Origin of the sequence: Kitasatospora sp. NPDC047058 (assembly GCF_040643935.1) — a bacterium.
GTDB lineage: Bacteria > Actinomycetota > Actinomycetes > Streptomycetales > Streptomycetaceae > Kitasatospora.
In genome coordinates this window covers 1-23,793 of sequence record NZ_JBEYVJ010000011.1, presented here as the reverse complement: position 1 = coordinate 23,793, position 23,793 = coordinate 1, and the positions used below count along the sequence as shown (strand labels likewise).

Sequence of the window (23,793 nt, the reverse complement as noted above, 5' to 3'; positions counted from 1 at the left end):
TCCCCGTCCGCCGGGCGGGCCGGCCGTGGGGATCAGCGGTGAAGACGGCGACCGACCGTGCTCCGGTTCGGCCGTCCTGGCACGCGGCACCGCGGGCCCTCGTCGGTGCCCGTGACTCGCTCCACCGGCATGGTAACGATGTGGCGGGGGGTCGAGTGTTGCGGGCCTCGGGGTGAGCGCCGGAAAACGCGCGGGCAGCGGGGCCGCCGGGCCACGTACCCTTGTGAGCCGTGTCCACTGCCAATGAGCCCCACGAGTCCGGCTTCCATCATTCCAGCACCGCCACCCAGGTCGTCCCAGGCCTGAGCGAGGCGCAGACCCTGGGTCTGCAGGAGCTGCTGCGGGTGTCCCCGGTCGCCGACGAGATCGCCCGCCGCTTCCAGGCGGCCGGTCACCGGCTCGCGCTGGTCGGCGGCTCGGTCCGGGACGCGCTGCTGGGCCGGCTCGGCAACGACCTCGACTTCACCACCGACGCCCGCCCGCACCAGGTCCTCAAGCTGGTCAAGGGCTGGGCGGACGCCGTCTGGGACGTCGGCATCGCCTTCGGCACGGTCGGCGCCCGCAAGGACACCCCGGCGGGGTCCTTCCTGATCGAGATCACCACCTACCGCTCCGAGGCGTACGACCGCAGCTCCCGCAAGCCCGAGGTCACCTACGGCGACACCATCGGGCAGGACCTCGTCCGCCGCGACTTCACCGTCAACGCGATGGCCGTCGACCTGCCCGGCCGCGGCTTCGTCGACCCGCACCACGGGCTGGAGGACCTGGAGGCCCGGGTGCTGCGCACCCCCGCCACCCCCGAGGAGTCCTTCTCCGACGACCCGCTGCGGATGATGCGGGCCGCCCGCTTCGCCGCCCAGCTGGACTTCGACCCGGCCCCCGAGGTGGTCGCGGCGATGACCGCGATGGCCGAGCGGATCACCATCGTCTCGGCCGAGCGCGTCCAGGCCGAGCTGAACAAGCTGCTGCTCTCCGCCCACCCGGTGAAGGGCCTGCGGCTGCTGGTCGACACCGGGCTGGCCGGCCACGTGCTGCCCGAGCTGCCGGCCCTGCGCCTGGAGCGCGACGAGCACCACCGGCACAAGGACGTCTACGAGCACTCGCTGACCGTCCTGGAGCAGGCCATCGACCTGGAGCAGGACGGTCCCGACCTCGCCCTGCGGCTGGCCGCGCTGCTGCACGACATCGGCAAGCCGCGCACCCGCCGCTTCGAGTCGGACGGCCGGGTCTCCTTCCACCACCACGAGGTGGTCGGCGCCAAGATGACCCGCAAGCGGATGCGCGAGCTGAAGTACTCGAAGGAGCTGACCGAGGACGTCTCGCGGCTGGTCGAGCTGCACCTGCGCTTCCACGGCTACGGCGGCGGCGAGTGGACCGACTCGGCGGTGCGCCGCTACGTCACCGACGCCGGGCCGCTGCTGGAGCGCCTGCACAAGCTCACCCGCTCCGACTGCACCACCCGCAACCGCAAGAAGGCCACCGCGCTCTCCCGCACCTACGACGGCCTGGAGAAGCGGATCGCCGAGCTGAAGGAGCAGGAGGAGCTGGACGCCGTCCGCCCCGCGCTGGACGGCAACCAGATCATGGAGCTGCTGGGGATCAAGCCGGGCCCGCAGGTCGGCAAGGCGTACAAGCACATGCTGGAGCTGCGGCTGGAGCACGGCCCGATGGAGCACGACGAGGCCGTCGCCGCGCTGCGCGCCTGGTGGGACGCCCAGCAGGGCTGAGCCCGGACGTGCGGAAACGGAAGGGGTGGACCCGGAATCCCGGGTCCACCCCTTCCGCACGTCCGGCAGCGGGCGGACGGCCGTCGGCACCGGTCAGGTGCCGTTGACCCCCTTCAGGCAGAGCACGTAGCTCAGCGCGGCGGAGGACGAGGTGCGGGTGTAGCTGCTGTCCGAGTCGGGCACGTTGTCGCAGGCCTTGTCGTCGCTGGTGGCGTACAGCTTCTTGAGCACCTTGTACTGGGCGCGCGGGTCGCTGCAGGGCAGCATGGTGATCCGCGGGTTGGGGTCGTGGGTGGCGCTGGTGCCGTTCTCGTTGCGCAGGCAGTCGCCGGCCTTGGCGATGTCGATGTCGTTCGGCACGGAGCTGGCCGCCGGGGAGGAGGGCTTCGGCACGGCCGGAGTGGTGATCTCCGGGATCGGCGGCAGCGAGAACGACGGCATCGGCGGGATGGTCACCGCGCTCGGCGTGGGCACCACGATCGGGTGGTACGGCCGGGAGTTGTAGCCGTGGTCGTTGTTGTTCAGCAGGGCGCCGGTGGCGATGAGCACGATCAGCGAGATGATCCAGAGGACCGGCAGCAGCAGCATCAGCGCGTGCGGCCGCTTCAGCAGCGGGGCGCCCGGGTCGAGCTGCGGGCCGTGCGTGCCGGGGGCCGGCGGCGGCAGGACCTTGATCTTGTTGTGGGCGGAGAGGTTCCGCAGCAGGGTGACCAGCGTGAAGATCGAGCCCAGGTAGCTCCACCAGCCCTGCACCAGGGTGCGCGCCGACATGTCGCGGACCATGGCGGTGCCGCAGGTACGGCAGTACGGCCCCGGCTGCTTCAGGAACCGCAGGATGATGATGATGCCCTGGTGCCCGCGGACGGTGGTGTCCACGGCCGGGAAGCCGCCGCAGAACCGGCAGACCGGTCCGCCGTGCGGCCCCTGCGGGGCGTAGCCGGCCTGCTGCGGGTAGCCGTAGCCGGGCGGGGCGGCCTGCGGCGGCACGCCGTACCCGGCGGCGGGCGGCGCGGCGGCCGGCGGCGCGGCCGGGTAGCCGTAGCCGGGCGGGGCCGGCTGGGCACCGTACGGGTTGCCGGCGGCGTAGGGGTTGTTGCTGTCGGCGGGCGGCGGCGCGCCGTACGGCATCTGGGGCGGTGGAACGGACAAGGGTGTCCCCCGGTGAAGGTGTGGTGCGGCGAACTGGATCAGGACTTCTTGACCGGCGGGACGCCGGGCGACAGCGGGCCGAGGCAGAGCACGTACCGCTTCTTGCTCCACCGGCGGCCGCTGGAGCCCGAGACCGTGCTGGTGGTCCCGGCGGTCTGCTTGCAACGGCTGGTGTCGGTGGTGCCGGAGAACGTCGCCAGCACCTTGTAGTTGGCCTTGGCGTCGGTGCACTTGACGATGTCGACGTCGCGCGAACCGCCCGCCCTGACGCAGTCGCCGGCCTTGGCGCTGCTGACGCTCGGGCCGGTGACGAAGTAGCCGACGATCAGTGCGATACCGGCACCCACACCGCCGATGATCTTCAGCTTGGCCTTGCCGCTCCGCTTCGCCGGCGGGGCTGGCGCCGTCGGCGGCTGCCCGTACGGGGGCTGCTGTCCGTACGGGGGCTGCTGCCCGTACGGGGGCTGGCCGCCGGGCGGCGGGCCGTACGGCTGCTGCTGGCCGTACGCGGGCGGCTGCCCGTACCCCGGCGCGGGCTGGCCGGGCGGGGGCGCCGCCGGGTAGCCGTACGCCGGGGGCTGCCCGTAGCCGGCGGGTGCCGGCTGCGGGGGGCCGAACTGCGGAGCCGGAGCACCGTAGGCCTGGGGGGCCGGCGCAGGGCCGGGCTGACCCGGCGACGCCTGCGGATAGCCGTACTGGGGCGGTGGCCCGTACGGACTACTGGGCGGTGTGCTCATCAGGTTGTCCCCCGAGACAGAGTGCTGTGGCTCCGACAGATCTGACGTACCTTAGCGACTCTCGCCGACGACGCCGGTGCGGAGGGGGCACGGGCCCGCGGAGCGGCCGGTCAGCGGCGGGCGGGGGCGGCGAGCTCGCGGTCGCCCGGGAGCGGGCCGGACCGGCGGGCCGCCCGCAGGTAGAGCACGGCGGCCAGGGCGTACACCAGGGCGACGCCGACGACCACCCCGACCGAGCGGCCGGAGAGCGGCAGCACCAGCGCGGTGACCGCGGCGGCGGCCACGAAGGCGACGTTGAACAGCACGTCGTAGATGGCGAAGACGCGGCCCCGGTAGTCGTCCTCCACCGACTCCTGCACCACGGTGTCGGCGCAGATCTTGGTGCCCTGGGTGACCACGCCCAGCAGCAGCGCGGCGATCAGGCAGGGCACCAGCGAGAAGCTCAGGCCCAGTGCCGGCACGAACACCACCGGTGCCACCAGGCAGGCCGTCATCCAGCCGGCCAGTCCGAGCCGCCGGGTGCACCACGGGCTGACCAGGGCGGCGAGGAAGAAACCGGCCGCCGAGAGGCCGACCGCCTGGCCCAGGGTGGCCAGGCCGCCCGAGGGGTCGGAGGGGGCGTTGAAGGTGTAGCGGGAGAGCATCACCACGGCCACGATCAGCACGCCGTAGCAGAAGCGGGCGGCGGTGACGGCGGCGAGCGCGTGCACCGCCGGCCGGCAGTCGCGGACCAGGTGCCGCACGGCCGCGCCCAGCTCCCGGGCCGCCCGGCCGATCGCCCGGTGCAGCGCGGGGTGCTCCCGCCGGTGCTCAGGCCCGAGCAGGTCCCGGTCCATCCGGACGGCGGCCAGTGCGGCGGAGAGGTAGAGCAGCGCGGCGACCGTCACGAGGGCGGCGTCGGACTTCGGGCCGGGGGCCGCCACCTGGTGCAGCAGGAAGCCCACCCCCGCGCCGGAGGCCGCCGCGACGCTGCCCAGGGTCGGGGAGACCGCGTTGGCGGTCACCAGTTGCTCCTGGGGCACCACCCGGGGCAACGCGGCGGAGAGGCCGGCCAGGATGAAGCGGTTGAGCGCGGTGACCAGGAGCGCCGAGCAGAGGAACAGGCCCTTCGGGGCCTCGGCCAGCAGCAGGACGGCGGTGACCAGACCGAGCCCGAAACGGGCCAGATTGCCGTAGTACAGCACCTGGCGGCGGCGCCAGCGGTCGAGCAGCACCCCGGCGAACGGGCCGATCACCGAGAAGGGCAGCAGCATCGCGGCGAGCACCGAGGCGATGTCGGCGGGGGAGGACTGCTTCTCCGGCGAGAACACCACGGAGGCGGCGAGCGAGACCTGGAAGACGCCGTCGGAGAGCTGGGACAGCACCCGGGCGGTCAGCAGCCGGCGGAAGTCACGCCCTCGGAGCAATCCGAGCAGCGTGGCGCGTTGCGCGGACTGGGTGCTTCCGTTCTCCGTGATCGCCACCCGCCCAGACTGCCATGGATCCGGTCCGTGTTTCACGTGAAACATTCGCCGGGAAACGGTGAACGGGCCCACGGCGGACCGTGGACCCGTTCACAGAGCCTACAAAGGCTCACGTCGCTGCGCTGCGTCCGACGCTCAGCGCTCGACCTCGCCGCGGATGAACTTCTCGACGTTCTCCTTGGCCTCGTCGTCGAAGTACTGCACCGGCGGGGACTTCATGAAGTACGAGGACGCCGACAGGATCGGGCCGCCGATGCCGCGGTCCTTGGCGATCTTCGCGGCGCGCACGGCGTCGATGATGACACCGGCCGAGTTCGGGGAGTCCCAGACCTCGAGCTTGTACTCCAGGTTCAGCGGGACGTCGCCGAACGCACGGCCCTCGAGGCGGACGTAGGCCCACTTGCGGTCGTCCAGCCAGGCCACGTAGTCCGAGGGGCCGATGTGGACGTTCTTGGCGCCCAGCTCACGGTCGCGGATCTGCGAGGTGACGGCCTGGGTCTTGGAGATCTTCTTCGACTCCAGGCGCTCGCGCTCGAGCATGTTCTTGAAGTCCATGTTGCCGCCGACGTTCAGCTGCATGGTGCGCTCGAGGATGACACCGCGGTCCTCGAACAGCTTCGCCATCACGCGGTGCGTGATGGTGGCGCCGACCTGGGACTTGATGTCGTCACCGACGATCGGCACGCCGGCCTCGGTGAACTTGTCGGCCCACTCCTTGGTGCCCGCGATGAACACCGGCAGGGCGTTCACGAAGGCGACCTTGGCGTCGATGGCGCACTGGGCGTAGAACTTGGCCGCGGCCTCGGAGCCCACGGGCAGGTAGCAGACCAGGACGTCGACCTGCTTGTCCTTGAGGATCTGGACGACGTCGGCCGGGGCCTCGTCGGACTCCTCGATGGTCTCCCGGTAGTACTTACCCAGGCCGTCGAGGGTGTGGCCGCGCTGGACGGTGACGCCGGTCGGCGGCACGTCGCAGATCTTGATGGTGTTGTTCTCGCTGTTGCCGATGGCGTCGGCCAGGTCGAAGCCGACCTTCTTGGCGTCGACGTCGAAGGCGGCGACGAACTCCACGTCACGGACGTGGTAGTCACCGAACTGGACATGCATCAGGCCGGGGACCTTGCCGGCCGGGTCGGCGTCCTTGTAGTACTCGACACCCTGCACCAGCGACGCGGCGCAGTTGCCCACGCCCACGATGGCTACGCGAACCGAACCCATTCCGGTTGCTCCCTGTGATCTCATGAGGGCCGCCGGGGCTCGGCGGCACTCGTCCTGCTTCTTCGATGACTGCTTGACGGGCGCGCGAGGCGCCCACTCCTGCCGCGCGGCACAGGGCGGACGCGGCGTCAGCGCTCCTGGGCGGAGCGCCCCGGGCGGTCGTACGGTGGCCCGGGCGGATCCGGGGATCCGGCCTCCTCGCCACGGCCGTCCGAAGTCTTGTGGGGTGTTGCGGGGCCCGGCCCGTCGGTGGACGGTCCGGTCCGGCCGGTGCGGTTGGCCCGCTCGGTCTCGATCAGCTCGTTGAGCCACCGGACCTCGCGCTCGACCGACTCCAGGCCGTGCCGCTGCAGCTCGACGGTGTAGTCGTCGAACCGCTCGCGCGCCCGGGCCAGCGAGTTGCGCATCCGCTCCAGGCGCTCCTCCAGGCGGCTGCGGCGCCCCTCCAGGACGCGCATCCGCACCGCCCGGTCGGTCTGGCCGAAGAACGCGAAGTGGACGCCGAAGTGCTCGTCCTCCCAGGCGTCGGGGCCGGAGTCGGCGAGCAGTTCCTCGAAGCGCTGCTTGCCCTCCGCGGAGAGCCGGTAGACGATCTTGGACCGCTTGCCGTTGAGCGCGGTGGCCGGGACGTACTCGACGTCCGGGTTGTCCTCGACCAGGAAACCCTGGGCCACCAGGCTCTTCAGACAGGGGTAGAGCGTTCCGTAGGAGAACGCGCGGAACGAACCGAGCAGGACGTTGAGCCGCTTGCGCAGCTCGTACCCGTGCATCGGTGCGTCGTGGAGCAGGCCGAGGACGGCGAACTCCAGCACTCCCGAGCGCCTGCCCAATGCGGTGTCCTCCTTCCCCTCGACCGGTCCCGTCCCGCCGCCGGCGGGAGGTCGCTCCGACGTGTCGGCGGCGGTATGCCACTCCGATGTATCGGCTCGATATATCGAGAACACTAAACCTGGGCTCCCGGTCGGGCAAGGGGGGCACGCGTGAATGTGATCACAAGGCGACGCGCGGGTGTGCTTGGCAACGGGCGTGTAATGATCTGCTGCCGTTTTGCGGGTATTGGTGCCTGATGCCCGATTAGTTGGGTTTCCGGGCTGCGTACGCTGTCGCGTGTGCACGAGGACCACCTCCGGGGTTAGGGCGGTTACGGGCATCGGACGTGAACCCTGCCTTCAGGCTCGACCGCCTGGCGAGGAGTAGCTGGAACATGAGCGATCGACGGCGCAGGTCGACCAACGGTGGTGGGCAGCCCCCGGGCGACGGCGGACAGCCGGGCGGAGCCGGACCCGACGAGCTCAGCTCGGAGGGCCTCGGCCGGCGGCGCCCCCCGGGCGTCCGTGAAACCGCTCAGCAGCCCCGGATGACGCGGGCCGAGATGCGCAAGGCCGCGACCAAGGGCGGCAAGCGCGGCGGCGCCGCGGCCGGTGGTCCCGGCGGTGGTCCGGGCGCCGGAGGCCGGGGCGGCCCGCCCGGCAAGAAGAAGTTCATCGACTACCCGCGCTTCGGCAAGCAGGGCTTCCGCCGTTGGCTGCCGTCCTGGCGGCTGTGGCTCAGTGCGTTCCTGGTGGTCTTCGCGGCCTGCGTCGGCACGGTGTTCTTCATCTACCAGAGCACCACGGTCCCGCCGCTCAAGGACCTGGTGAAGGAACAGAACAACATCTACTACTGGGCCGACGGTACGGAGCTGACCCGCAAGGGCGAGACGAACCGTCAGATCGTCGAGCTCTCCGACATCAGCCCCAACCTGCAGAACGCGGTCATCGCGGCGGAGAACGAGACCTTCCGCACCGACAGCGGCATCGACCCCAAGGGCATGATGCGCGCGGTCTACAACATGGCCAAGGGCGGCCAGACCCAGGGTGCCTCGACCATCACCCAGCAGTACGTGAAGAACGCGTACCTCAGCCAGGAGCAGACCCTCACCCGCAAGGTGAAGGAGTTCTTCATCACCCTGAAGGTCAATCAGGACATGAAGAAGGAAGAGATCCTGAAGGGGTACCTGAACACCAGCTGGTTCGGCCGCGGCACCGGTGCCCAGGCCGCCGCGCAGGCGTACTACGGCGTCAACGCCAAGGACCTCGACCTCTGCCAGAGCGCGATGCTGGCCGGCCTGCTCAAGGGCGCGGCGCTGTACGACCCGAGCATCAAGGGCAACCACGAGCGCGCCGAGGCGCGCTGGAAGTGGATCCTGGACCGGATGGTGGAGACCAAGAACGCCACCGCCGAGGAGCGTGCCAAGTGCACGACCTTCCCGGACCCGATCAAGCCGGTGCCGTCGTCCAACATGAACGGCCAGGTCAGCTACCTGGTCGACATCGCCAACCGGTACGTCATGCAGAAGGACAAGACGATCAGCCAGCAGGCCCTCGAAAAGGGCGGCTACAAGATCTACACGACCTTCGAGAAGGACAAGGTCGACGCCCTCAAGAAGGCCGTGGACGACGTCAAGGCCGAGACGCTGAACCCGCAGAAGCGCCCGGACAACGACAACTGGGTCCAGTTCGGCGCCGCCAGCATCCGCCCCGGCGACGGCGCGATCGTCGCCATCTACGGCGGTGACGGCGTCGAGAACCAGCACTTCGACAACAACGCCGACGCCCAGGGCGTCCAGGTCGGCTCGACCTTCAAGCCCTTCGTGCTCGCCACCGCGATGCAGGTCGGCGTGACCACCTCGGGGGAGGACAAGGGCAAGCCGAAGCGGATCAACGCCGACAGCCGCTACCTCTCCGACGACCTGTCCGAGATCCGCCGGCCGGACGGCTCGCTGATCATGGACGAGACGACCGGCAAGCCGTACCGGCAGAAGAACGAGGACAAGGGCAAGCGCGGCTACGTCTCGCTGCGGCAGGCCATGCAGTGGTCGTACAACGTGCCGTTCGTCCAGCTCAACCAGGACGTCGGCGGCCAGAACGTGGCCAACATCGCCGAGCAGATGGGCGTCCGCAAGGAGAGCTTCGCCGACCCGAAGACCACGACCTTCCCGCTCGGCACCTCGACCATCAGCCCGATCCGGATGGCCGACGCCTACGCGACCCTCGCGGCCAGCGGCAAGCAGGCCGACCCGTACTCGGTGAAGAAGGTCGAGTGGCAGGGCTCCGCCCGGCCCGGCTTCAACAAGCCGGACCTGAAGCAGGCCCTGGAGCCGGCCGTCGCGGACAACGTCACCGACGTGCTGGTGAACGTGGCGAAGAACGGTACCGGTTCGAAGAGCAACGCGCTGGGCCGCCCGGTGGCCGGCAAGACCGGTACCACCGACCAGAACAAGTCGGCCTGGTGGGTCGGCTACACCCCGCAGCTGGCCACCAGCGTCGCGATGTGGCGCGAGGACCCGACCAAGCACGAGCGGCTCTCGCTCAACGGCACCGGCGGCAAGGACTCGGTGCACGGCGGTGACACCCCGACCGACGTCTTCACCCGCTACATGAAGGCCGCGCTGGCCAACGAGCCGAAGATGGACTTCCCGAGCCCCCAGCCGGTCGGGACCCAGGTCGACTCCTCCGGCGCGCCGAGCACGGCGACCGCCACGGCCGCGCCGTCGGCGACCGAGACCGCGCCGACCAACGCCCCGGACCCGGGCGGCCCGCAGCCGGCGCAGCCGACCGCGACCCAGGGCCCGGCCTGCGTCCCCGGCGTGGACTGCCCCGGCACGGTGCCGACCCCGACGCAGACCAAGACCCACCCGACGGGCGGCGGCAACACGCCCACCTGCATCATCCCGGGGCTGTGCGGTTCCACGCAGCCGACGTCGACCGCCACGGCGACCGACCCGCCGACCTCGACCGGCAAGCCGGGCAAGCCCACCGGTTCGGCGACTCCGAGCGGCGCTCCGGCGCCCTGACGCACGGGCGGCACGGAACGGCGGTGGCGGTCCTCTCCGGAGGGCCGCCACCGCCGTTTCGTCACGAATGGCCGGACGGAGTCGAAGGCCGCTCAGGGGGCCTCCTCGTCCAGCCGGGACAGGTGCGGCAGGATGTCCGGCATGACGTCGAGCGCTCCTGAGGAATCCGCCGGCCGGGGCGGGCCCACCGAGGCCGCCGGGCCGGCTCCGGTGGTGCCCGCCACGGCGGCCGCGGCCGCGCCCCCGGCCAACACCGTGGTCGTCCCGGCGGACGAGGACCCGGTGGCGGCGGCCGGCAGCGAGGTGATCGGCGGCCCGCCCGGCCGGCGCGCCCTGCTGGGCGTCTCCTGGTGGATCCCGGCGCGCTTCCTGGCGCTGGTGGTGATCGTGGTCTCGGTGCTGGGCATGGTGCAGAAGCTGCCCTGCTACAACGGGGCCTGGTTCCAGCCGGGTTCGCCGCAGTACATCCACGCCTGCTACAGCGACATCCCGCACCTGTTCTCGGGGCGCGGGTTCTCGGCCGGGCTGCACCCGTACGTGGACCGGATCCCGGGCACCTCCGGTGACCTGCAGTACCTCGAGTACCCGGTGCTGACCGGTCTGTTCATGCAGGTCGCGGCCTGGCTGACGCCCGGCGGCGGCACCGCCCAGAGCCAGGAGCAGTGGTTCTGGGCGATCAACGCGGGCATGCTGATGGCCTGCGCGGTGGTCGCGGTGATCGCCGTCTCCCGGACCCACCGGCGCCGTCCCTGGGACGCCCTGCTCTTCGCGCTCGCGCCGGGCCTGCTGCTGAACTCCACCGTCAACTGGGACCTGCTGGCGGTGGCGCTGGCCGCCGTCGCGCTGGCCTGGTGGGCCGGCTCGCGGCCGCTCTGGGCGGGCGTCTTCATCGGCCTGGCCACCGCCGCCAAGCTCTACCCGCTGCTGCTGCTCGGCCCGCTGCTGATGCTCTGCTGGCGGGCCGGCAAGTGGCGCGAGTTCCGGGCGCTGCTGGGCGGTGCGGTCGGGGCCTGGCTGCTGGTCAACCTGCCGATCATGGTGGCGAACTGGCAGGGCTGGTCGACCTTCTACGTGTTCAGCAAGCACCGCAAGGAGGACTACGGCTCGTTCTGGCTGATCCTGATGCAGAGCCGGGGCGTGGCGCTGGAGAACCTCGACCTCTTCATCGCGGTGCTGATGGTGCTCTGCTGCCTGGGGATAGGGTGGCTCGCCCTCGCGGCGCCCCGCCGCCCGCGCGTCGCGCAGCTGGCCTTCCTGGTGGTGGCCGCGTTCGTGCTGGTCAACAAGGTGTACTCGCCGCAGTACGTGCTCTGGCTGATCCCGCTCGCGGTGCTGGCCCGGCCGCGCTGGCGCGACTTCCTGATCTGGCAGGCCTGCGAGGTGCTCTACACCCTGGGCATCTGGTCCCACCTGGGCTACATCACCGGGCCCAAGCAGCACGGGATCGGCGAGTCCTGGTACCACTTCGCGATCGTGCTGCACCTGCTCGGCACGCTCTACCTGGTCGGCATGGTGATCCGGGACGTCCTGCTGCCGGACCGCGACCCGGTGCGCTGGGACGGCACCGACGACCCGTCCGGCGGGGTGCTCGACCAGGCCCCGGACGTGTTCGTGCTCGGCACCGCCCGGGGGCTGCGCGAGGAGGCGAGCTACGCCGGGTACGCGCCGGCCGGCCCGGAGCAGTGGCTCGCCGAGCCGCCCGCCCCGGAACCGGCCGAGACCTCCAAGCCCTGAGGGGCGCCGGCCCCTCGGGGCGGGTGAGCCCGAGGGGCTGCCCGCCCCGAGGGGTTACCGGTCCACCACCCGGTCGAAGTGCGTGGTGGTGTGCCGGACCTGCAGGGTCAGCTCGTCGCCGACCGCCGGCGGCTTGGTGTCGTTGTCCAGGAAGAGCAGCGAGACCTGCATGTGCGGCGGCTCGGCGAACCAGAGCTGCTTGCCGCCCCAGTGGAACGGCGACTTGGTCTTGTTGACCGTCGCCAGACCGGCCCGGGCGATCCCCTTGGCCCGCGAGGACATGCCCTGCACGTACTTGGGCGCCTCCAGGCCGATGCCGTGCGCGGTGCCGCCGGCGACCACCACGATGTGGCCGTCGGCCGGCGCCGGGTGCTGGCGGTAGCCGTAGCGTTCGCCCTTCTTCAGCGGGGTGACGTCCAGGACCGTGGCCCGGACCTCCAGCGCCCCGTGGTCGCCCAGCCAGAGCCGGGTGCCGATCCGGGCCCGGAAGACGGTGTCCGGGTAGCGCTGGGCCAGCTGCTCCATGCCGGCCGCGCCGAGGTGGCTGACGTACACGGTGTGCACCGGCACCCCGGCCGCCCGGGCGGTGTCCACCCAGTACGCGACCTCCTCGACCGGGCTGGAGCCGTCCGGCCGGTCCATCGGCAGGTGCAGGGCCAGGCCCTCGAAGGCGACCCCGTCCAGCTCCGCGGCGACCGTCGTCAGGTCGGCGGCGGAGACGCCGTGCCGGCGCATGGTGGTCATGCACTCCACCACCACCCGGGCGCCGTTCAGCGCACGCAGCCCGTCCACGCTCGCCACCGTCCGGATCACCCGGGCGTGCGGCAGCGGCAGCGCCTCCTCGCCGACCCGGAACGGGGTGAGCACCAGCAGCTCGCCGCCGTACCAGTCGGCCGCGTCGGCCGCCTCGTACGCGGTGCCGACCGCCAGCACACCGGTGCCGAGGAGGGTCGCCTCCTCGGCGAGCCGGTGGTTGCCCAGGCCGTAGCCGTTGCCCTTCGCCACCGGCACCAGGCCGGGGAACTCGGCCAGGACGGACCGCTGGTGCGTGCGCCAGCGTTCGGTGTCGAGATAGAGCGACAGCGTCATCGGGTCATCTCCCAGAGGGTGTTGGGCACGGCGGGGCGGGCGGCGCGGCTGCTCAGCGGCGCGACATGTAGAGGTCGAGTGCCTTGTGCAGCAGCTTGTTGAGGGGGAAGTCCCACTCGCCGAGGTACTCGGCGGCCTGGCCGCCGGTGCCGACCTTGAACTGGATGAGGCCGAACAGGTGGTCGTCCTCGTCCAGCGTGTCGGAGATGCCGCGCAGGTCGTACACACCGCCGCCGAGCGCGTAGGAGTCGCGCATCATCCGCCACTGGATCGCGTTGGACGGCTTCACCTCGCGCTTGTGGTTGGCCGAGGCGCCGTAGGAGTACCAGACGTGCTCGCCGACCACCAGCATCGTGGTCGCGGCCAGCGGCTCGCCCTCGTGGTAGGCGATGTAGAGCCGCATGCGGTTCGGGTCCTCGGCGGTGAGGGCCTTCCACATCCGCTGGAAGTACGACAGCGGGCGCGGGGTGAAGCGGTCGCGCTCGGCGGTCACCAGGTACAGCTGGTGGAAGATCGGCAGCTCGTCGTAGCCGCCCTGGACCACCTCGACGCCGCTCTTCTCGGCCTTCTTGATGTTGCGGCGCCAGAGCTGGTTGAAGCCCTTCTGGATGTCGTCCAGCGAGCGGTTGGCCAGCGGCACCTGGAAGACGTAGCGCGGCTGGACGTCGCCGAAGCCGGCGCCGCCGTCCTCGCCCTGCAGCCAGCCGGCCTTGCGGAGCCGGTCGGCCACCTCGAAGGCGCGCGGCTCGTACCAGTCGGCCTCGATGTCGCGCAGGCGCTTGGCCTGCTTGCCGGCGATGGCCTCCTTGATGGTCGGCGCGTTCCAGCGGCGGATGACCACCGGCGGGCCCATCTTCACCGAGAAGGCGCCCTGCGACTTCAGGTGCGCCAGCATCGGCGACAGCCAGCGCTCCAGGTCGCGGTCGAACCAGTCGATGACCGGCCCCTCGGGCAGGTAGGCCAGGTAGCGCTTGACCTTCGGCAGCTGCCGGTAGAGCACCAGTCCGGCGCCGACGATCTGGTTGGACTCGTCGATCCAGCCGATCGACTCGGAGCGCCACTCGGCCTTCACATCGCCCCAGGACGGCACCTGCATGTGGCTGGCCGAGGCGCGGCTCCTGATGAAGGCGAGGTGCTCCTCGCGGGTGATCGTCCTCAGGCGCAGGCTCATGCTCGGTGCTCCTCGTCGGTCGGGCTCGGTGGGCCCCGGGTTCTCGGGGTGACTTTATCCCCCGGGGCCCCTGCGGCTGCGGGCACGGCAGCGCCCCCGTCGCGTACCCGTCTCCTGGACGTAGGTACGCGGCGGGGGCGCGGGAGGTTCCTGGCGGGGCGGCCGCAGGGCCGGCGGGGCAGTCCCGCCGGGTGGCGTGCGGGGCGGCTAACCCACGAAGCCGCCGCGGGCGATGCCCAGGTAGAGGCCCCACGCGGAGGCGACGACCGAGATCATCAGGACGAACCGCTCGGCCGTGGTGACGGAGACGAACTGCCCCCAGAGACCGGTGACGACGCCGAAGAGCCCGGTCCACGAAGACATGATGTGGAGGTTGTGGAAGAAGGAGGTCGTGAAGGCCAGCACGCCCAGGACGGCGGTGATGCCGACCAGGGTGTTCTCCCTGGGGTGCCGGTGGCCGTCGGTGTTCAGGGTGAGAGGGAGCCCGTGGATGGTCAGAGCCATGAGTCCTACCTCCTGGCGAGGAGACGAACGAGCAGGAAACCCGTTCCGTCCAGATTGCGGCGGTTGGATGGGGATCACAACCCCTATGCGTTTTGTTCGGCCGTCCGAGTGCAGGTAGGCTGTGCCGTCTGCACTGGTGTAGTTGTGCCCCCTTGCGCCCTCTTCCGGGTCGGCGGGGCCCGATTGTCGGACCCGGCCACTACGGTGGGCCGGAGTCGTCACTACTCCGGTGCCGACGCTGCACAACCCTCCTGCCACGGAGAGACCGTGGCCGCTGAGTCCAAAGGAGGTGGGTTACTCATGCGTCACTACGAGCTGATGGTCATCCTCGACCCCTCGGTTGAGGAGCGCGCTGTCGCCCCCCTGATCGAGAACTTCCTCACCGTCGTCCGCAACGGCGGCGGCAAGGTGGAGAAGGTCGACACCTGGGGCCGTCGCCGTCTGGCTTACGAGATCAACAAGCAGTCCGAGGGCATCTACTCGGTCATCGACCTGAAGGCCACGCCTGAGGTCGTCAAGGAGCTCGACCGCCAGCTGGGCCTGAGCGAGTCGGTTCTGCGGACCAAGGTCCTGCGCCCGGACACCCACTGAGCCACCTCTGAGGCCTCCGGGCCTCGGGTAGCTCGCGTCCGCTGTTTCACGTGAAACAGCGGTGAACGGAACTCTTCCGGAGAGGTCATCACCACCATGGCAGGCGAGACCGTCATCACCCTCGTCGGCAATCTCGTCGACGACCCCGAGCTGCGCTTCACCCCGTCGGGTGCGGCGGTCGCGAAGTTCCGCATCGCGTCCACCCCCCGCACCTTCGACCGTCAGACGAACGAGTGGAAGGACGGCGAGAGCCTCTTCCTCACGTGCAACGTCTGGCGGCAGCCGGCGGAGAACGTGGCCGAGTCGCTGCAGCGCGGCATGCGCGTCATCGTGCAGGGCCGACTGCGCCAGCGGTCTTACGAGACCAAGGAAGGCGAGAAGCGGACGGTCTTCGAGGTCGAGGTCGACGAGGTGGGCCCGAGCCTGCGCTCGGCGACCGCGAAGGTCACCCGGGCCAACCGGTCCGGCGCTCCCGGCGGCGGCGGCTTCGGCGGCGGCCAGCAGGGCGGCGGCCAGGGCGGTGGCTGGGGCGGCGGTGGCGGCCAGCAGGGCGGCGGCTGGGGTGGCAACTCCGGCGGCCAGTCCGGTCCGTCCGAGGACCCGTGGGCGTCCAGCGCTCCCTCTGGTGGCAACCAGGGTGGCGGCGGCTGGGGTGCCCCGTCCGGTGGCGGCTTCTCGGAAGAGCCCCCGTTCTAGAGCTGACAGATTTCGTGCGGTCCGGCGGCCGGCGTCCTGGGACGCCTGCCGGACCGTGAACCCCAAATGGAGCACACAATGGCGAAGCCGCCTGCTCGCAAGCCGAAGAAGAAGGTTTGCGTCTTCTGCAAGGACAAGGTCAACTACGTTGACTACAAGGACACGAACCTGCTGCGGAAGTTCATCTCCGACCGCGGCAAGATCCGTGCCCGCCGGGTCACCGGCAACTGCACCCAGCACCAGCGTGACGTCGCCACGGCCGTGAAGAACAGCCGTGAGATGGCGCTGCTGCCCTACACCAGCACCGCGCGCTAAGAGAGGGTGACCAACTGATGAAGATCATCCTCACGCACGAGGTGCCGGGTCTCGGCTCCGCCGGCGAGGTCGTCGAGGTCAAGGACGGCTACGGCCGCAACTACCTGGTCCCGCGTGGCTTCGCCATCCGCTGGACCAAGGGCGGCCAGAAGGACGTCGACGCCATCCGTCGCGCCCGCAAGATCCACGAGATCCAGACCCTCGAGGCCGCCAACGAGGTCAAGGGCAAGCTGGAGGGCGTCCAGGTCAAGCTGGCCGTCCGCTCGGGTGAGGCCGGCCGCCTGTTCGGCTCGGTCACCCAGGCCGACGTCGTCGAGGCCATCAAGGCCGCCGGCGGCCCGGCCGTGGACAAGCGCGCCGTCGCGATCGGCTCGCCGATCAAGACCGTGGGCACCCACAAGGTCTCGGTCAAGCTGCACGCCGACGTTCAGGCCAACCTCGACGTCGCCGTCGTCGCTGCCTGAGTTCCGTAGCAGTGGCCCGAGGGCCGGTCTCCCCGTCACGGGGAGGCCGGCCCTCGGTCGTTCCCCGGGCCGCCGGTCAGGCCCGCACCGCGCCGGTGACCAGCCACTTGCCGCCGCGCGCCCGCCAGGCCAGGAAGGCGCCGCGGACCAGCATGAACAGGTTCATCGCCCACCAGAGCCCGGCCAGCCCGGTACCGGTCGCGGGCACCGCGAGCGCCACCGGGGCGAAGACGGCCAGCGTGGCGAGCATCGCCCAGGCCAGGTAGGGGCCGTCGCCGGCGCCCATCAGCACCCCGTCCAGCACGAAGACCAGGCCGGCCACCGGCTGGCAGAGCGCGAGCAGCAGCAGGACGGTGCCGAGCTGCGCCTGCACCGCCGGGTCCGGGGTGAACAGCGGGACGTACAGCGGGCGGGCGGCCACCACCAGCAGGCCGAGCACCAGGCCGGCGCCGGTGCCCCACTCGATCATCCGCCGGGTGGCCGCCCGGGCGCCCGGGACGTCCCCGGCACCCAGGTAGCGGCCGATGATCGCCTGCCCGGCGATGGCGATGGCGTCCAGGGCGAAGGCGATGAAGAGGAAGACCGTCATGGCGATCTGGTGCGCCGCGATCTGGTCGTCGCCGAGCCCGGCGGCCACCGCGGTGGCGATCATCAGGATGGCGCGCAGGCTCAGCGTGCGGACCATCAGCGGCCCGCCGGCCCTGGCGCAGGCCCGGATGCCGGCCGGGTCCGGCCGGAGCGGGGCGCGCTCCCGGCGGGCCCCGCGGACCACCACGAACAGGTAGGCGGCGGCCATCCCGGTCTGCGCCAGCACCGTGCCCCAGGCCGAGCCGGCCACGCCGAGCCCGGCGCCGTACACCAGACCGGCGTTCAGGCCGACGTTGGCGGTGAACCCGGCGATCGCGACCAGCAGCGGCGTCCGGGTGTCCTGGAAGCCCCGCAGCACGCCGGTGGCGGCCATCACCATCAGCATCGCCGGGATGCCCAGCGCGCTGATCCGCAGGTACGACACCGCGTACGGGGCGGCCGTCGCGGAGGCGCCCAGCACCTCGGCGGTCCAGGGCGCCAGCAGCAGGGTCAGGGCGACCACGCCGACCGAGAGCGCCAGGGCGAGCCAGATGCCGTCGATGCCCTGCCGGATCGCGGCCCGGCGGTCGCCGGCGCCGATCCGGCGGGCGACCGCGGCGGTGGTGGCGTAGGCCAGGAAGACGAAGACCCCGGTGACGGTGGTGAGCGCGGCGGAGGCGACGCCGACCCCGGCCAGCTGCGGGGTGCCGAGGTGGCCCACGATGGCCGAGTCGGCCATCAGGAACAGCGGCTCGGCGACCAGGGCGCCGAAGGCCGGGACGGCGAGGGAGAGGATCTCCCGGTCGTGCCGGCGGCGGACGGTGGTGGGGGCGGTCATGCGGACAAGGCTACTCATCCACAGGTAACGACTGCCAGGGGGTTTGGAGTGTTACTCGCAATCATGAGCGACGGGCCCGCCGCGGTGTGTGTCCACGGCCACTCGGCTGTGTGTGAAGAATTTCTCATGCACAGCCCCGGAAAGGGGTCATCGCAGGTCAGCAAGTTGACGGTGGATCGATCGTCGGGTTATCCACAGGGCTTTCCACAGGGGTGTCCACAGGTTTGCGGCACTTCTCCACAGCCTCCGGGTGCTCGTCCACACCCCCTGTGGATAACCGCCTTGGCTGAAGGGTGTCCGGCGCCTTAGCGTGGGCTGTCCAGGCCGACACTCCCACCCGCCGCGCCGTCCGGTTCGTCGGTGAGGTGGCGTAGAAATGCGGTGGCCCGAGACGAGCAGCGCGGCTCCGCTCCACCCGGCCACCGGCAAGGCCCGCTCCAACTCGCACCACTCGCTGAACGGGGAACACGCGTGACCGGCCCCCAGTACGACGACCACGACGCCCCGCCGCCCGAGGAGGACTGGCCGACCGACGACCCGTTCCCGGCTGGCGCCTTCGCCGACGACCCGTTCCCGGCCGGCCCGGGCGACCGGCTGCCGGTCTCGCGCGGCCGCGGCAACGGCCAGGGCCAGGGCTCGGGCGGCTTCCAGGGCGGCGGTTCGCAGGGCGGCTTCCAGAAGGGCGGCAAGGGCTCCGGCGGCTTCCAGCGCGACGGCAAGCGCCGCCAGGACGAGGACACGCGCTCCGAGGGCGTCGACGGCTTCGAGCGGGTCCCCCCGCAGGACCTCGCCGCCGAGCAGTCCGTCCTCGGCGGCATGCTGCTCTCCAAGGACGCCATCGCCGACGTGGTCGAGGTGCTCAAGCCGGCCGACTACTACCGGCCCGCGCACGAGCTGATCCACGGCGCCATCCTCGACCTCTACGCCCGCGGTGAGCCGGCCGACCCGATCACCGTGGCCGGCGAGCTGACCAAGCGCGGCGAGCTGACCCGGGTCGGCGGCCCGGGCTACCTGCACACCCTGGTCAACTCCGTCCCCACCGCGGCCAACGCCGAGTACTACGCCGAGATCGTCCACGAGCGCGCCGTGCTGCGCCGGCTGGTCGAGGCAGGCACCCGGATCGCCGGCATGGGCTACGCCGCCGAGGGCGACGTGGACGAGATCGTCAACGCGGCGCAGGCGGAGATCTACGCCGTCACCGAGCAGCGCACCAACGAGGACTACGCGCCGCTGGCCGACATCATGGAGGGCGCGCTCGACGAGATCGAGGCGATCGGCTCCCGCAACGGCCAGATGTCCGGCGTCCCCACCGGTTTCGCCGACTTCGACCAGCTGACCAACGGCCTGCACCCCGGCCAGATGATCGTCATCGCCGCCCGTCCCGCCATGGGCAAGTCGACGCTGGCGCTGGACTTCGCGCGGGCCTGCTCGATCCACAACAAGCTCCCGAGCGTGATCTTCTCGCTCGAAATGGGACGCAACGAGATCGCCATGCGCCTGCTCTCCGCGGAGGCCCGGGTCGCGCTGCACCACATGCGTTCCGGGAACATGACGGACGACGACTGGACGCGGGTCGCCCGCCGGATGCCGGACGTCAGCGAGGCGCCGCTGTTCATCGACGACTCGCCGAACCTGTCGATGATGGAGATCCGGGCCAAGTGCCGCCGGCTCAAGCAGCGCAACGACATCAAGCTGATCGTCATCGACTACCTCCAGCTGATGCAGTCCGGCGGCTCCCGCCGGGCCGAGAACCGTCAGCAGGAGGTCTCGGACATGTCGCGAAACCTGAAGCTGCTGGCCAAGGAGCTCGAAGTCCCGGTGATCGCGCTCTCCCAGCTGAACCGTGGTCCCGAACAGCGCACCGACAAGCGGCCGATGGTCTCCGACCTGCGTGAGTCCGGCTCGATCGAGCAGGACGCCGACATGGTCATCCTGCTCCACCGCGAGGACGCCTACGAGAAGGAGTCCCCCCGCGCGGGCGAGGCCGACCTGATCGTCGCCAAGCACCGTAACGGTCCGACCGCCACCATCACCGTGGCATTCCAGGGCCATTACTCGCGCTTTGTCGACATGACGAGAGACTGACCGGGCAACCGTTCAGGTACGGACGGCCGTTGGGAATCCCCTTGCGGTTCCGGTGCGGACTGCTTATATGATCACGACTGTCGTGTTGCGTTGAGCCAGTTTCCTCCGCGACTCCGCCACGGCCTTACCTGCGCATCCGCGCATTCTGAACATGCCTAGGGGGGCACTGTTTTGAAGATCCGTCGTGCACTGGCGGCTGCCGTCGTCGCCGCCGCCGTGCTTTCTCCCGCCGCGCTGTCCGTCACGCCCGCCTTCGCCGAGACCGGCGCCGGCCAGGGCCGGGTCGACGGGATCGCCAAGCTGGAAAAGGCCGCGGCCGACGCGGCGAAGGCCTACGAGGCCGCCGTGGCCGAGGAGGCCGCCAAGCAGAAGGAGACCACGGACAAGCTGCACGGGCCGCTGCCGGCCGAGATCGGCGAGCGGGTCGCCAAGGCGGACGCCGCCAAGTCCGCCGCGGTCCGCAAGCGGGACGCCGCGGTCAAGGCGCGTCAGGACGCCAGCGCCGCGATCGACAAGCTGCCGCCCACCGCGACCGATGACGAGCGGGTCGCCCTGTTCGTCGCCCTGCACCAGCGGGACGTCGAGCTGGACGCCGCGAAGGCCGGGCTGGCCGCCGCGGAGCAGGAGTCGGCCGCCGCCAAGGACGCCGCGGACGACTGGCGGGTCGCCGTCTCGCGGGAGCTCGGCAAGGCCCAGCAGGCCCTCAAGGTGGCCAAGGAGGCCAAGGAGGCGGCGGACAAGGCGCTCGCGGACCTCCGGGCGGCCGCGGCTGCGCTGCCCGCGCCGAAGCCGGCCGAGGGCACCGGGTCGGGCACCCCGGCCGAGCAGGCGCAGACCGTCCCGGCCGGGACGACCACGGCGCAGAACGCCTCGGCCGTCCCGGCCGGCTCCGGTACCACCACGGCCCGCACGTCGGGTTCGACCGGTCGCAGCACGGGCTCGACCGGCACCACCACCACGACCACGACCACCACGGCCGGGACGACCACCACCGCGGCCGGTGAGCTGGCCGACACGGGTGCCTCGGACGCCACGTCGCAGCTCGCGCTGATGAGCGCGGTGTCGATGGCCGCCGGTGTCGGCGTGCTGTTCTACGTCCGCCGCCGCAAGGCCGGCAGCGCCGCCTGAGCACTGCACGCACGCCGGGCCCGCACCCCCTCGGGGGGTGCGGGCCCGGTGCGTCGTGCGGGCGGCGCGTGCCGCCGTCAGAGCGTGACGGTCGCGCGGAAGACGGTGGCGGCGGTGCCGGCGAGCCGGGTGGCGGTGCCGGTCGCGGGGAGGAAGACCGACTCGCCGCGGGCCAGGTCCAGGGTGGTGCCGTCGGCGGCGGTGAGCCGGGCGGTGCCGGCCGTGCAGAGCAGGATCTGCGGGGCGCGGCCGTCGACCTCGCGCTCGTGGCCGTCCAGGGTGAAGCGGGAGAGCCGGAACTCGTCGATCGGGACGGGGTAGAGCTCCTCGCCGGGGGTGCCGTCGACGGCGGTCGGGACGAGCAGGTCGGGGGTGCCCGGGGTGAACTCGACGACCTTGAGCAGCTCCGGCACGTCGACGTACTTGGGCGTGAGCCCGGCCCGCAGCACGTTGTCGGAGTTGGCCTGCAACTCGACGCAGACGCCGTGCAGATAGGCGTGCGGCACGCCGGCGCCGAGGTAGAGCGCCTGGCCGGGCCGGAGCCGGACGGCGTTGAGCAGCAGACCGGCGATCAGGCCGCGGTCGCCGGGGAACTCGCGGGTGATCCGGGTGTACAGCGCGTACGGGCCGTCGGGGTCGCCGGCGGCGGCCTTGTCCACCGCCTCGGCGGTGTCCCGGACGGCGGCGGCCGCGGTGTCCTCGTCCATGGTGAGGACCGCGGCCAGGGTGTCGCGCAGCGCCCGGGACTCGTCCCCGGTGTTGAGCAGGCCGATCAGCGGGTCGAGCGCGGGTACCCGGAGCCCGGCCATCAGGGCGGCCGCGCCGGCGGGCGTGCGGAAGCCGCAGAGCCCGTCGAACTCGGCCAGTGCGCAGATGAGTTCGGGCTTGTGGTTGGCGTCGCGGTAGCTGCGGTGCGGGGCGTCCAGCGGGATGCCCAGGGCGTTCTCCGCGGCGTACCCGGCCCGGGCCTGGTCGAGGGTCGGGTGGGCCTGGATGGAGAGCGGGATGCCGGCGGCCAGGACCTTGAACAGGAAGGGCAGCGAGGGCCCGAACCGGGCCACGGTGGCGGCGCCGAGCTCGCCCGCGGGGTCGGCGGCGATCAGCTCGTCCAGCGGGCGCGGGCCGTCCCCCCGGTCGGCGCGGGACGGCGCGCCGGGGTGGGCGCCCATCCACAGCTCGGCCTGTGGTTCGCCGGTGGGTTCCTGCCCGAGCAGCTCGGGGAGTGCGGTGACCGACCCCCAGGCGTACGGGCGGACAGTGTTGACGAGCCTGTCCATGCGCGCGGTCCTGCTCCTCTGCTGCAGTGGCTGGTGTGCCGGATCGCCGGTCCGCCCCCGGGCGGGCCGGTGCGGGTGGCCCGCGGTGCGGGTGGCCCGGGCAAAGGCCGGGCATCGACCCTAGCCGACCGGTGCGGCCCCCGGGGAAACGGCCGGGTGCGGCGGGGAGTGCCGGGGGAGCGGGCGGGGGGAGTGGCCGGGGAGCACCGCAGCCGTACCGGTGGTCCTACAGGCCGGTAGTAGGATGCCAGGACGCAGTGTTTTCCACAGTGGTTCCCAGGTCGGCGGGACGCCGACGGGGACTGCGTTCAGAGTGCGGGCAACGGTGACTGGCACTTCCCGCCACCGGCCGAGAGGTTTGTACGTGACCGTGAACCAGCAGAGTTTTGCTGATCTCGGCAGGGTGCTGGTGATCATCCCGACGTTCAACGAGGCGGAGAACGTCGAGCGGATCGTCGGCCGGGTCCGTGCCGCGGTCCCCGAGGCCCACGTCCTGGTCGCCGACGACAACAGCCCTGACGGCACCGGCGAGCTGGCCGACAAGCTGGCCGCCGAGGACTCGAACGTGCACGTGATGCACCGCCGGGGCAAGGAGGGGCTGGGCGCCGCCTACCTGGCCGGCTTCCGCTGGGGCATCGACAACGGCTACGACGTCCTGGTCGAGATGGACGCGGACGGCTCGCACCAGCCCGAGGAACTGGACCGGCTGCTGAGCGCGCTGCGCGGCGCCGACCTGGTGCTCGGCTCGCGCTGGGTGCCGGGCGGCCGGGTGGTGAACTGGCCGAAGTCGCGCCTGCTGCTCTCGCGCGGCGGTTCGACGTACTCGCGCCTGATGCTGAACGTGCCGATCCGGGACGTCACCGGCGGCTACCGGGCGTTCCGCAAGGAGACCCTGCTCGGCCTGGGCATGGACGAGGTCGCCTCGGCCGGGTACTGCTTCCAGGTGGACCTGGCCTGGCGGACGGTGAAGGCCGGCTTCAAGGTGGCCGAGGTGCCGATCACCTTCATCGAGCGCGAGCTGGGCGCCTCCAAGATGAGCCGGCACATCGTGATCGAGGCGCTTCTGCGGGTCACCTCGTGGGGTGTCGCCGACCGGGTCGCCAAGCTGACCCGCCGGAAGGGCTGACCGGCCGGAAGGGCTGACCGGCCCGGCCGGCATCCGGACCCGAGAGCGCTCGGGCCCGCCTGTGGACCACAGGCGGGCC

The 23,793-nt window shown here is 71.5% G+C and carries 20 protein-coding genes; 10 read left to right on the top strand and 10 right to left on the bottom strand.

All coding sequences use genetic code 11. The features are described from left to right. Positions 1 to 302 precede the first annotated feature (302 nt). Positions 303 to 1,727: a CCA tRNA nucleotidyltransferase gene (locus tag ABZ885_RS02925; protein WP_360182747.1), complete on the top strand. Its 1,425-nt coding sequence runs from the start codon at positions 303 to 305 to the stop codon at positions 1,725 to 1,727. Between the two features lie 93 nt (positions 1,728 to 1,820). On the opposite strand, the gene ABZ885_RS02920 is transcribed toward ABZ885_RS02925, so the two are convergent. The 5 genes from ABZ885_RS02920 to ABZ885_RS02900 form a co-directional block, all read right to left on the bottom strand. Next, the gene (locus tag ABZ885_RS02920) at positions 1,821 to 2,855 is read right to left on the bottom strand and encodes a hypothetical protein (protein ID WP_360182696.1); all 1,035 of its coding nucleotides are present in this window, start codon (positions 2,853 to 2,855) and stop codon (positions 1,821 to 1,823) included. A 59-nt stretch (positions 2,856 to 2,914) separates the two neighbouring features. Then, positions 2,915 to 3,613, bottom strand: a complete 699-nt coding sequence (locus tag ABZ885_RS02915; protein ID WP_360182694.1) for a hypothetical protein — start codon at positions 3,611 to 3,613, stop codon at positions 2,915 to 2,917. Positions 3,614 to 3,723: 110 nt separating this feature from the next. Beyond that, the gene (locus ABZ885_RS02910; RefSeq protein ID WP_360182692.1) at positions 3,724 to 5,076 is read right to left on the bottom strand and encodes an MFS transporter; all 1,353 of its coding nucleotides are present in this window, start codon (positions 5,074 to 5,076) and stop codon (positions 3,724 to 3,726) included. Positions 5,077 to 5,211: 135 nt separating this feature from the next. Then, positions 5,212 to 6,294, bottom strand: a complete 1,083-nt coding sequence (locus ABZ885_RS02905) for an inositol-3-phosphate synthase (protein ID WP_360182690.1) — start codon at positions 6,292 to 6,294, stop codon at positions 5,212 to 5,214. A gap of 128 nt (positions 6,295 to 6,422) precedes the next feature. Continuing rightward, entirely contained in the window at positions 6,423 to 7,124 is a 702-nt protein-coding gene (locus ABZ885_RS02900; RefSeq protein ID WP_360182688.1) for a PadR family transcriptional regulator, read from the bottom strand. Positions 7,125 to 7,651: 527 nt separating this feature from the next. On the opposite strand from ABZ885_RS02900, the gene ABZ885_RS02895 reads away from it, so the two are divergent. After that, positions 7,652 to 10,129: a transglycosylase domain-containing protein gene (locus tag ABZ885_RS02895; protein ID WP_360182686.1), complete on the top strand. Its 2,478-nt coding sequence runs from the start codon at positions 7,652 to 7,654 to the stop codon at positions 10,127 to 10,129. A gap of 141 nt (positions 10,130 to 10,270) precedes the next feature. Further along, on the top strand, positions 10,271 to 11,863 hold the full coding sequence (locus tag ABZ885_RS02890; protein WP_360182684.1) for a glycosyltransferase 87 family protein: 1,593 nt from the start codon (positions 10,271 to 10,273) through the stop codon (positions 11,861 to 11,863). Positions 11,864 to 11,917: 54 nt separating this feature from the next. On the opposite strand, the gene ABZ885_RS02885 is transcribed toward ABZ885_RS02890, so the two are convergent. From ABZ885_RS02885 to ABZ885_RS02875, 3 genes are all read right to left on the bottom strand, one after another. Next, positions 11,918 to 12,952 carry an alanine racemase gene (locus tag ABZ885_RS02885; protein WP_360182682.1) on the bottom strand — a complete coding sequence of 345 codons (1,035 nt, stop codon included), beginning with the start codon at positions 12,950 to 12,952 and terminating at the stop codon, positions 11,918 to 11,920. Between the two features lie 52 nt (positions 12,953 to 13,004). After that, complete coding sequence (locus ABZ885_RS02880) at positions 13,005 to 14,123, bottom strand: peptidoglycan bridge formation glycyltransferase FemA/FemB family protein (RefSeq protein ID WP_360182680.1); 1,119 nt, start codon at positions 14,121 to 14,123, stop codon at positions 13,005 to 13,007. Positions 14,124 to 14,330: 207 nt separating this feature from the next. Next, complete coding sequence (locus ABZ885_RS02875; RefSeq protein WP_360182678.1) at positions 14,331 to 14,627, bottom strand: hypothetical protein; 297 nt, start codon at positions 14,625 to 14,627, stop codon at positions 14,331 to 14,333. Between the two features lie 300 nt (positions 14,628 to 14,927). Between ABZ885_RS02875 and rpsF the strand changes: the two genes are divergently transcribed. From rpsF to rplI, 4 genes are all read left to right on the top strand, one after another. Beyond that, positions 14,928 to 15,218, top strand: a complete 291-nt coding sequence (gene rpsF / locus ABZ885_RS02870) for a 30S ribosomal protein S6 (RefSeq protein WP_148643846.1) — start codon at positions 14,928 to 14,930, stop codon at positions 15,216 to 15,218. Positions 15,219 to 15,314: 96 nt separating this feature from the next. Beyond that, complete coding sequence (locus ABZ885_RS02865) at positions 15,315 to 15,914, top strand: single-stranded DNA-binding protein (RefSeq protein ID WP_360182675.1); 600 nt, start codon at positions 15,315 to 15,317, stop codon at positions 15,912 to 15,914. Positions 15,915 to 15,992: 78 nt separating this feature from the next. Continuing rightward, on the top strand, positions 15,993 to 16,229 hold the full coding sequence (gene rpsR / locus ABZ885_RS02860; RefSeq protein ID WP_030304537.1) for a 30S ribosomal protein S18: 237 nt from the start codon (positions 15,993 to 15,995) through the stop codon (positions 16,227 to 16,229). A 17-nt stretch (positions 16,230 to 16,246) separates the two neighbouring features. Further along, positions 16,247 to 16,693: a 50S ribosomal protein L9 gene (gene rplI / locus ABZ885_RS02855; RefSeq protein WP_360182670.1), complete on the top strand. Its 447-nt coding sequence runs from the start codon at positions 16,247 to 16,249 to the stop codon at positions 16,691 to 16,693. A gap of 76 nt (positions 16,694 to 16,769) precedes the next feature. Here the strand turns inward: rplI and ABZ885_RS02850 are convergent, their stop codons facing one another. Then, a complete protein-coding gene (locus ABZ885_RS02850; RefSeq protein WP_360182667.1) occupies positions 16,770 to 18,098 on the bottom strand; it encodes an MATE family efflux transporter in 1,329 nt (442 codons plus the stop codon). Positions 18,099 to 18,692: 594 nt separating this feature from the next. On the opposite strand from ABZ885_RS02850, the gene dnaB reads away from it, so the two are divergent. Then, positions 18,693 to 20,183, top strand: a complete 1,491-nt coding sequence (dnaB, locus tag ABZ885_RS02845) for a replicative DNA helicase (RefSeq protein WP_360182745.1) — start codon at positions 18,693 to 18,695, stop codon at positions 20,181 to 20,183. A 171-nt stretch (positions 20,184 to 20,354) separates the two neighbouring features. Next, positions 20,355 to 21,311 carry an LAETG motif-containing sortase-dependent surface protein gene (locus tag ABZ885_RS02840; RefSeq protein WP_360182664.1) on the top strand — a complete coding sequence of 319 codons (957 nt, stop codon included), beginning with the start codon at positions 20,355 to 20,357 and terminating at the stop codon, positions 21,309 to 21,311. A 77-nt stretch (positions 21,312 to 21,388) separates the two neighbouring features. Here the strand turns inward: ABZ885_RS02840 and manA are convergent, their stop codons facing one another. Continuing rightward, positions 21,389 to 22,588, bottom strand: a complete 1,200-nt coding sequence (manA, locus tag ABZ885_RS02835) for a mannose-6-phosphate isomerase, class I (RefSeq protein WP_360182661.1) — start codon at positions 22,586 to 22,588, stop codon at positions 21,389 to 21,391. Positions 22,589 to 22,952: 364 nt separating this feature from the next. Here manA and ABZ885_RS02830 point away from each other — a divergent pair, with 364 nt between their 5' ends. Continuing rightward, the gene (locus ABZ885_RS02830) at positions 22,953 to 23,714 is read left to right on the top strand and encodes a polyprenol monophosphomannose synthase (protein ID WP_360182658.1); all 762 of its coding nucleotides are present in this window, start codon (positions 22,953 to 22,955) and stop codon (positions 23,712 to 23,714) included. The last annotated feature ends 79 nt before the right edge of the window (positions 23,715 to 23,793 follow it).

Bases quoted from the DNA above. Each gene is read 5' to 3' on its own strand.
- ABZ885_RS02920 (WP_360182696.1), bottom strand. From the start codon at position 2,855: ATGCCGTACGGCGCGCCGCCGCCCGCCGACAGCAACAACCCCTACGCC.
- ABZ885_RS02865 (WP_360182675.1), top strand. From the start codon at position 15,315: ATGGCAGGCGAGACCGTCATCACCCTCGTCGGCAATCTCGTCGACGAC.
- ABZ885_RS02875 (WP_360182678.1), bottom strand. From the start codon at position 14,627: ATGGCTCTGACCATCCACGGGCTCCCTCTCACCCTGAACACCGACGGC.
- ABZ885_RS02895 (WP_360182686.1), top strand. From the start codon at position 7,652: ATGACGCGGGCCGAGATGCGCAAGGCCGCGACCAAGGGCGGCAAGCGC.
- ABZ885_RS02915 (WP_360182694.1), bottom strand. From the start codon at position 3,613: ATGAGCACACCGCCCAGTAGTCCGTACGGGCCACCGCCCCAGTACGGC.
- ABZ885_RS02905 (WP_360182690.1), bottom strand. From the start codon at position 6,294: ATGGGTTCGGTTCGCGTAGCCATCGTGGGCGTGGGCAACTGCGCCGCG.
- rpsR (WP_030304537.1), top strand. From the start codon at position 15,993: ATGGCGAAGCCGCCTGCTCGCAAGCCGAAGAAGAAGGTTTGCGTCTTC.
- ABZ885_RS02880 (WP_360182680.1), bottom strand. From the start codon at position 14,123: ATGAGCCTGCGCCTGAGGACGATCACCCGCGAGGAGCACCTCGCCTTC.
- ABZ885_RS02890 (WP_360182684.1), top strand. From the start codon at position 10,271: ATGACGTCGAGCGCTCCTGAGGAATCCGCCGGCCGGGGCGGGCCCACC.
- manA (WP_360182661.1), bottom strand. From the start codon at position 22,588: ATGGACAGGCTCGTCAACACTGTCCGCCCGTACGCCTGGGGGTCGGTC.
- rpsF (WP_148643846.1), top strand. From the start codon at position 14,928: ATGCGTCACTACGAGCTGATGGTCATCCTCGACCCCTCGGTTGAGGAG.
- rplI (WP_360182670.1), top strand. From the start codon at position 16,247: ATGAAGATCATCCTCACGCACGAGGTGCCGGGTCTCGGCTCCGCCGGC.
- ABZ885_RS02885 (WP_360182682.1), bottom strand. From the start codon at position 12,952: ATGACGCTGTCGCTCTATCTCGACACCGAACGCTGGCGCACGCACCAG.
- ABZ885_RS02850 (WP_360182667.1), bottom strand. From the start codon at position 18,098: ATGACCGCCCCCACCACCGTCCGCCGCCGGCACGACCGGGAGATCCTC.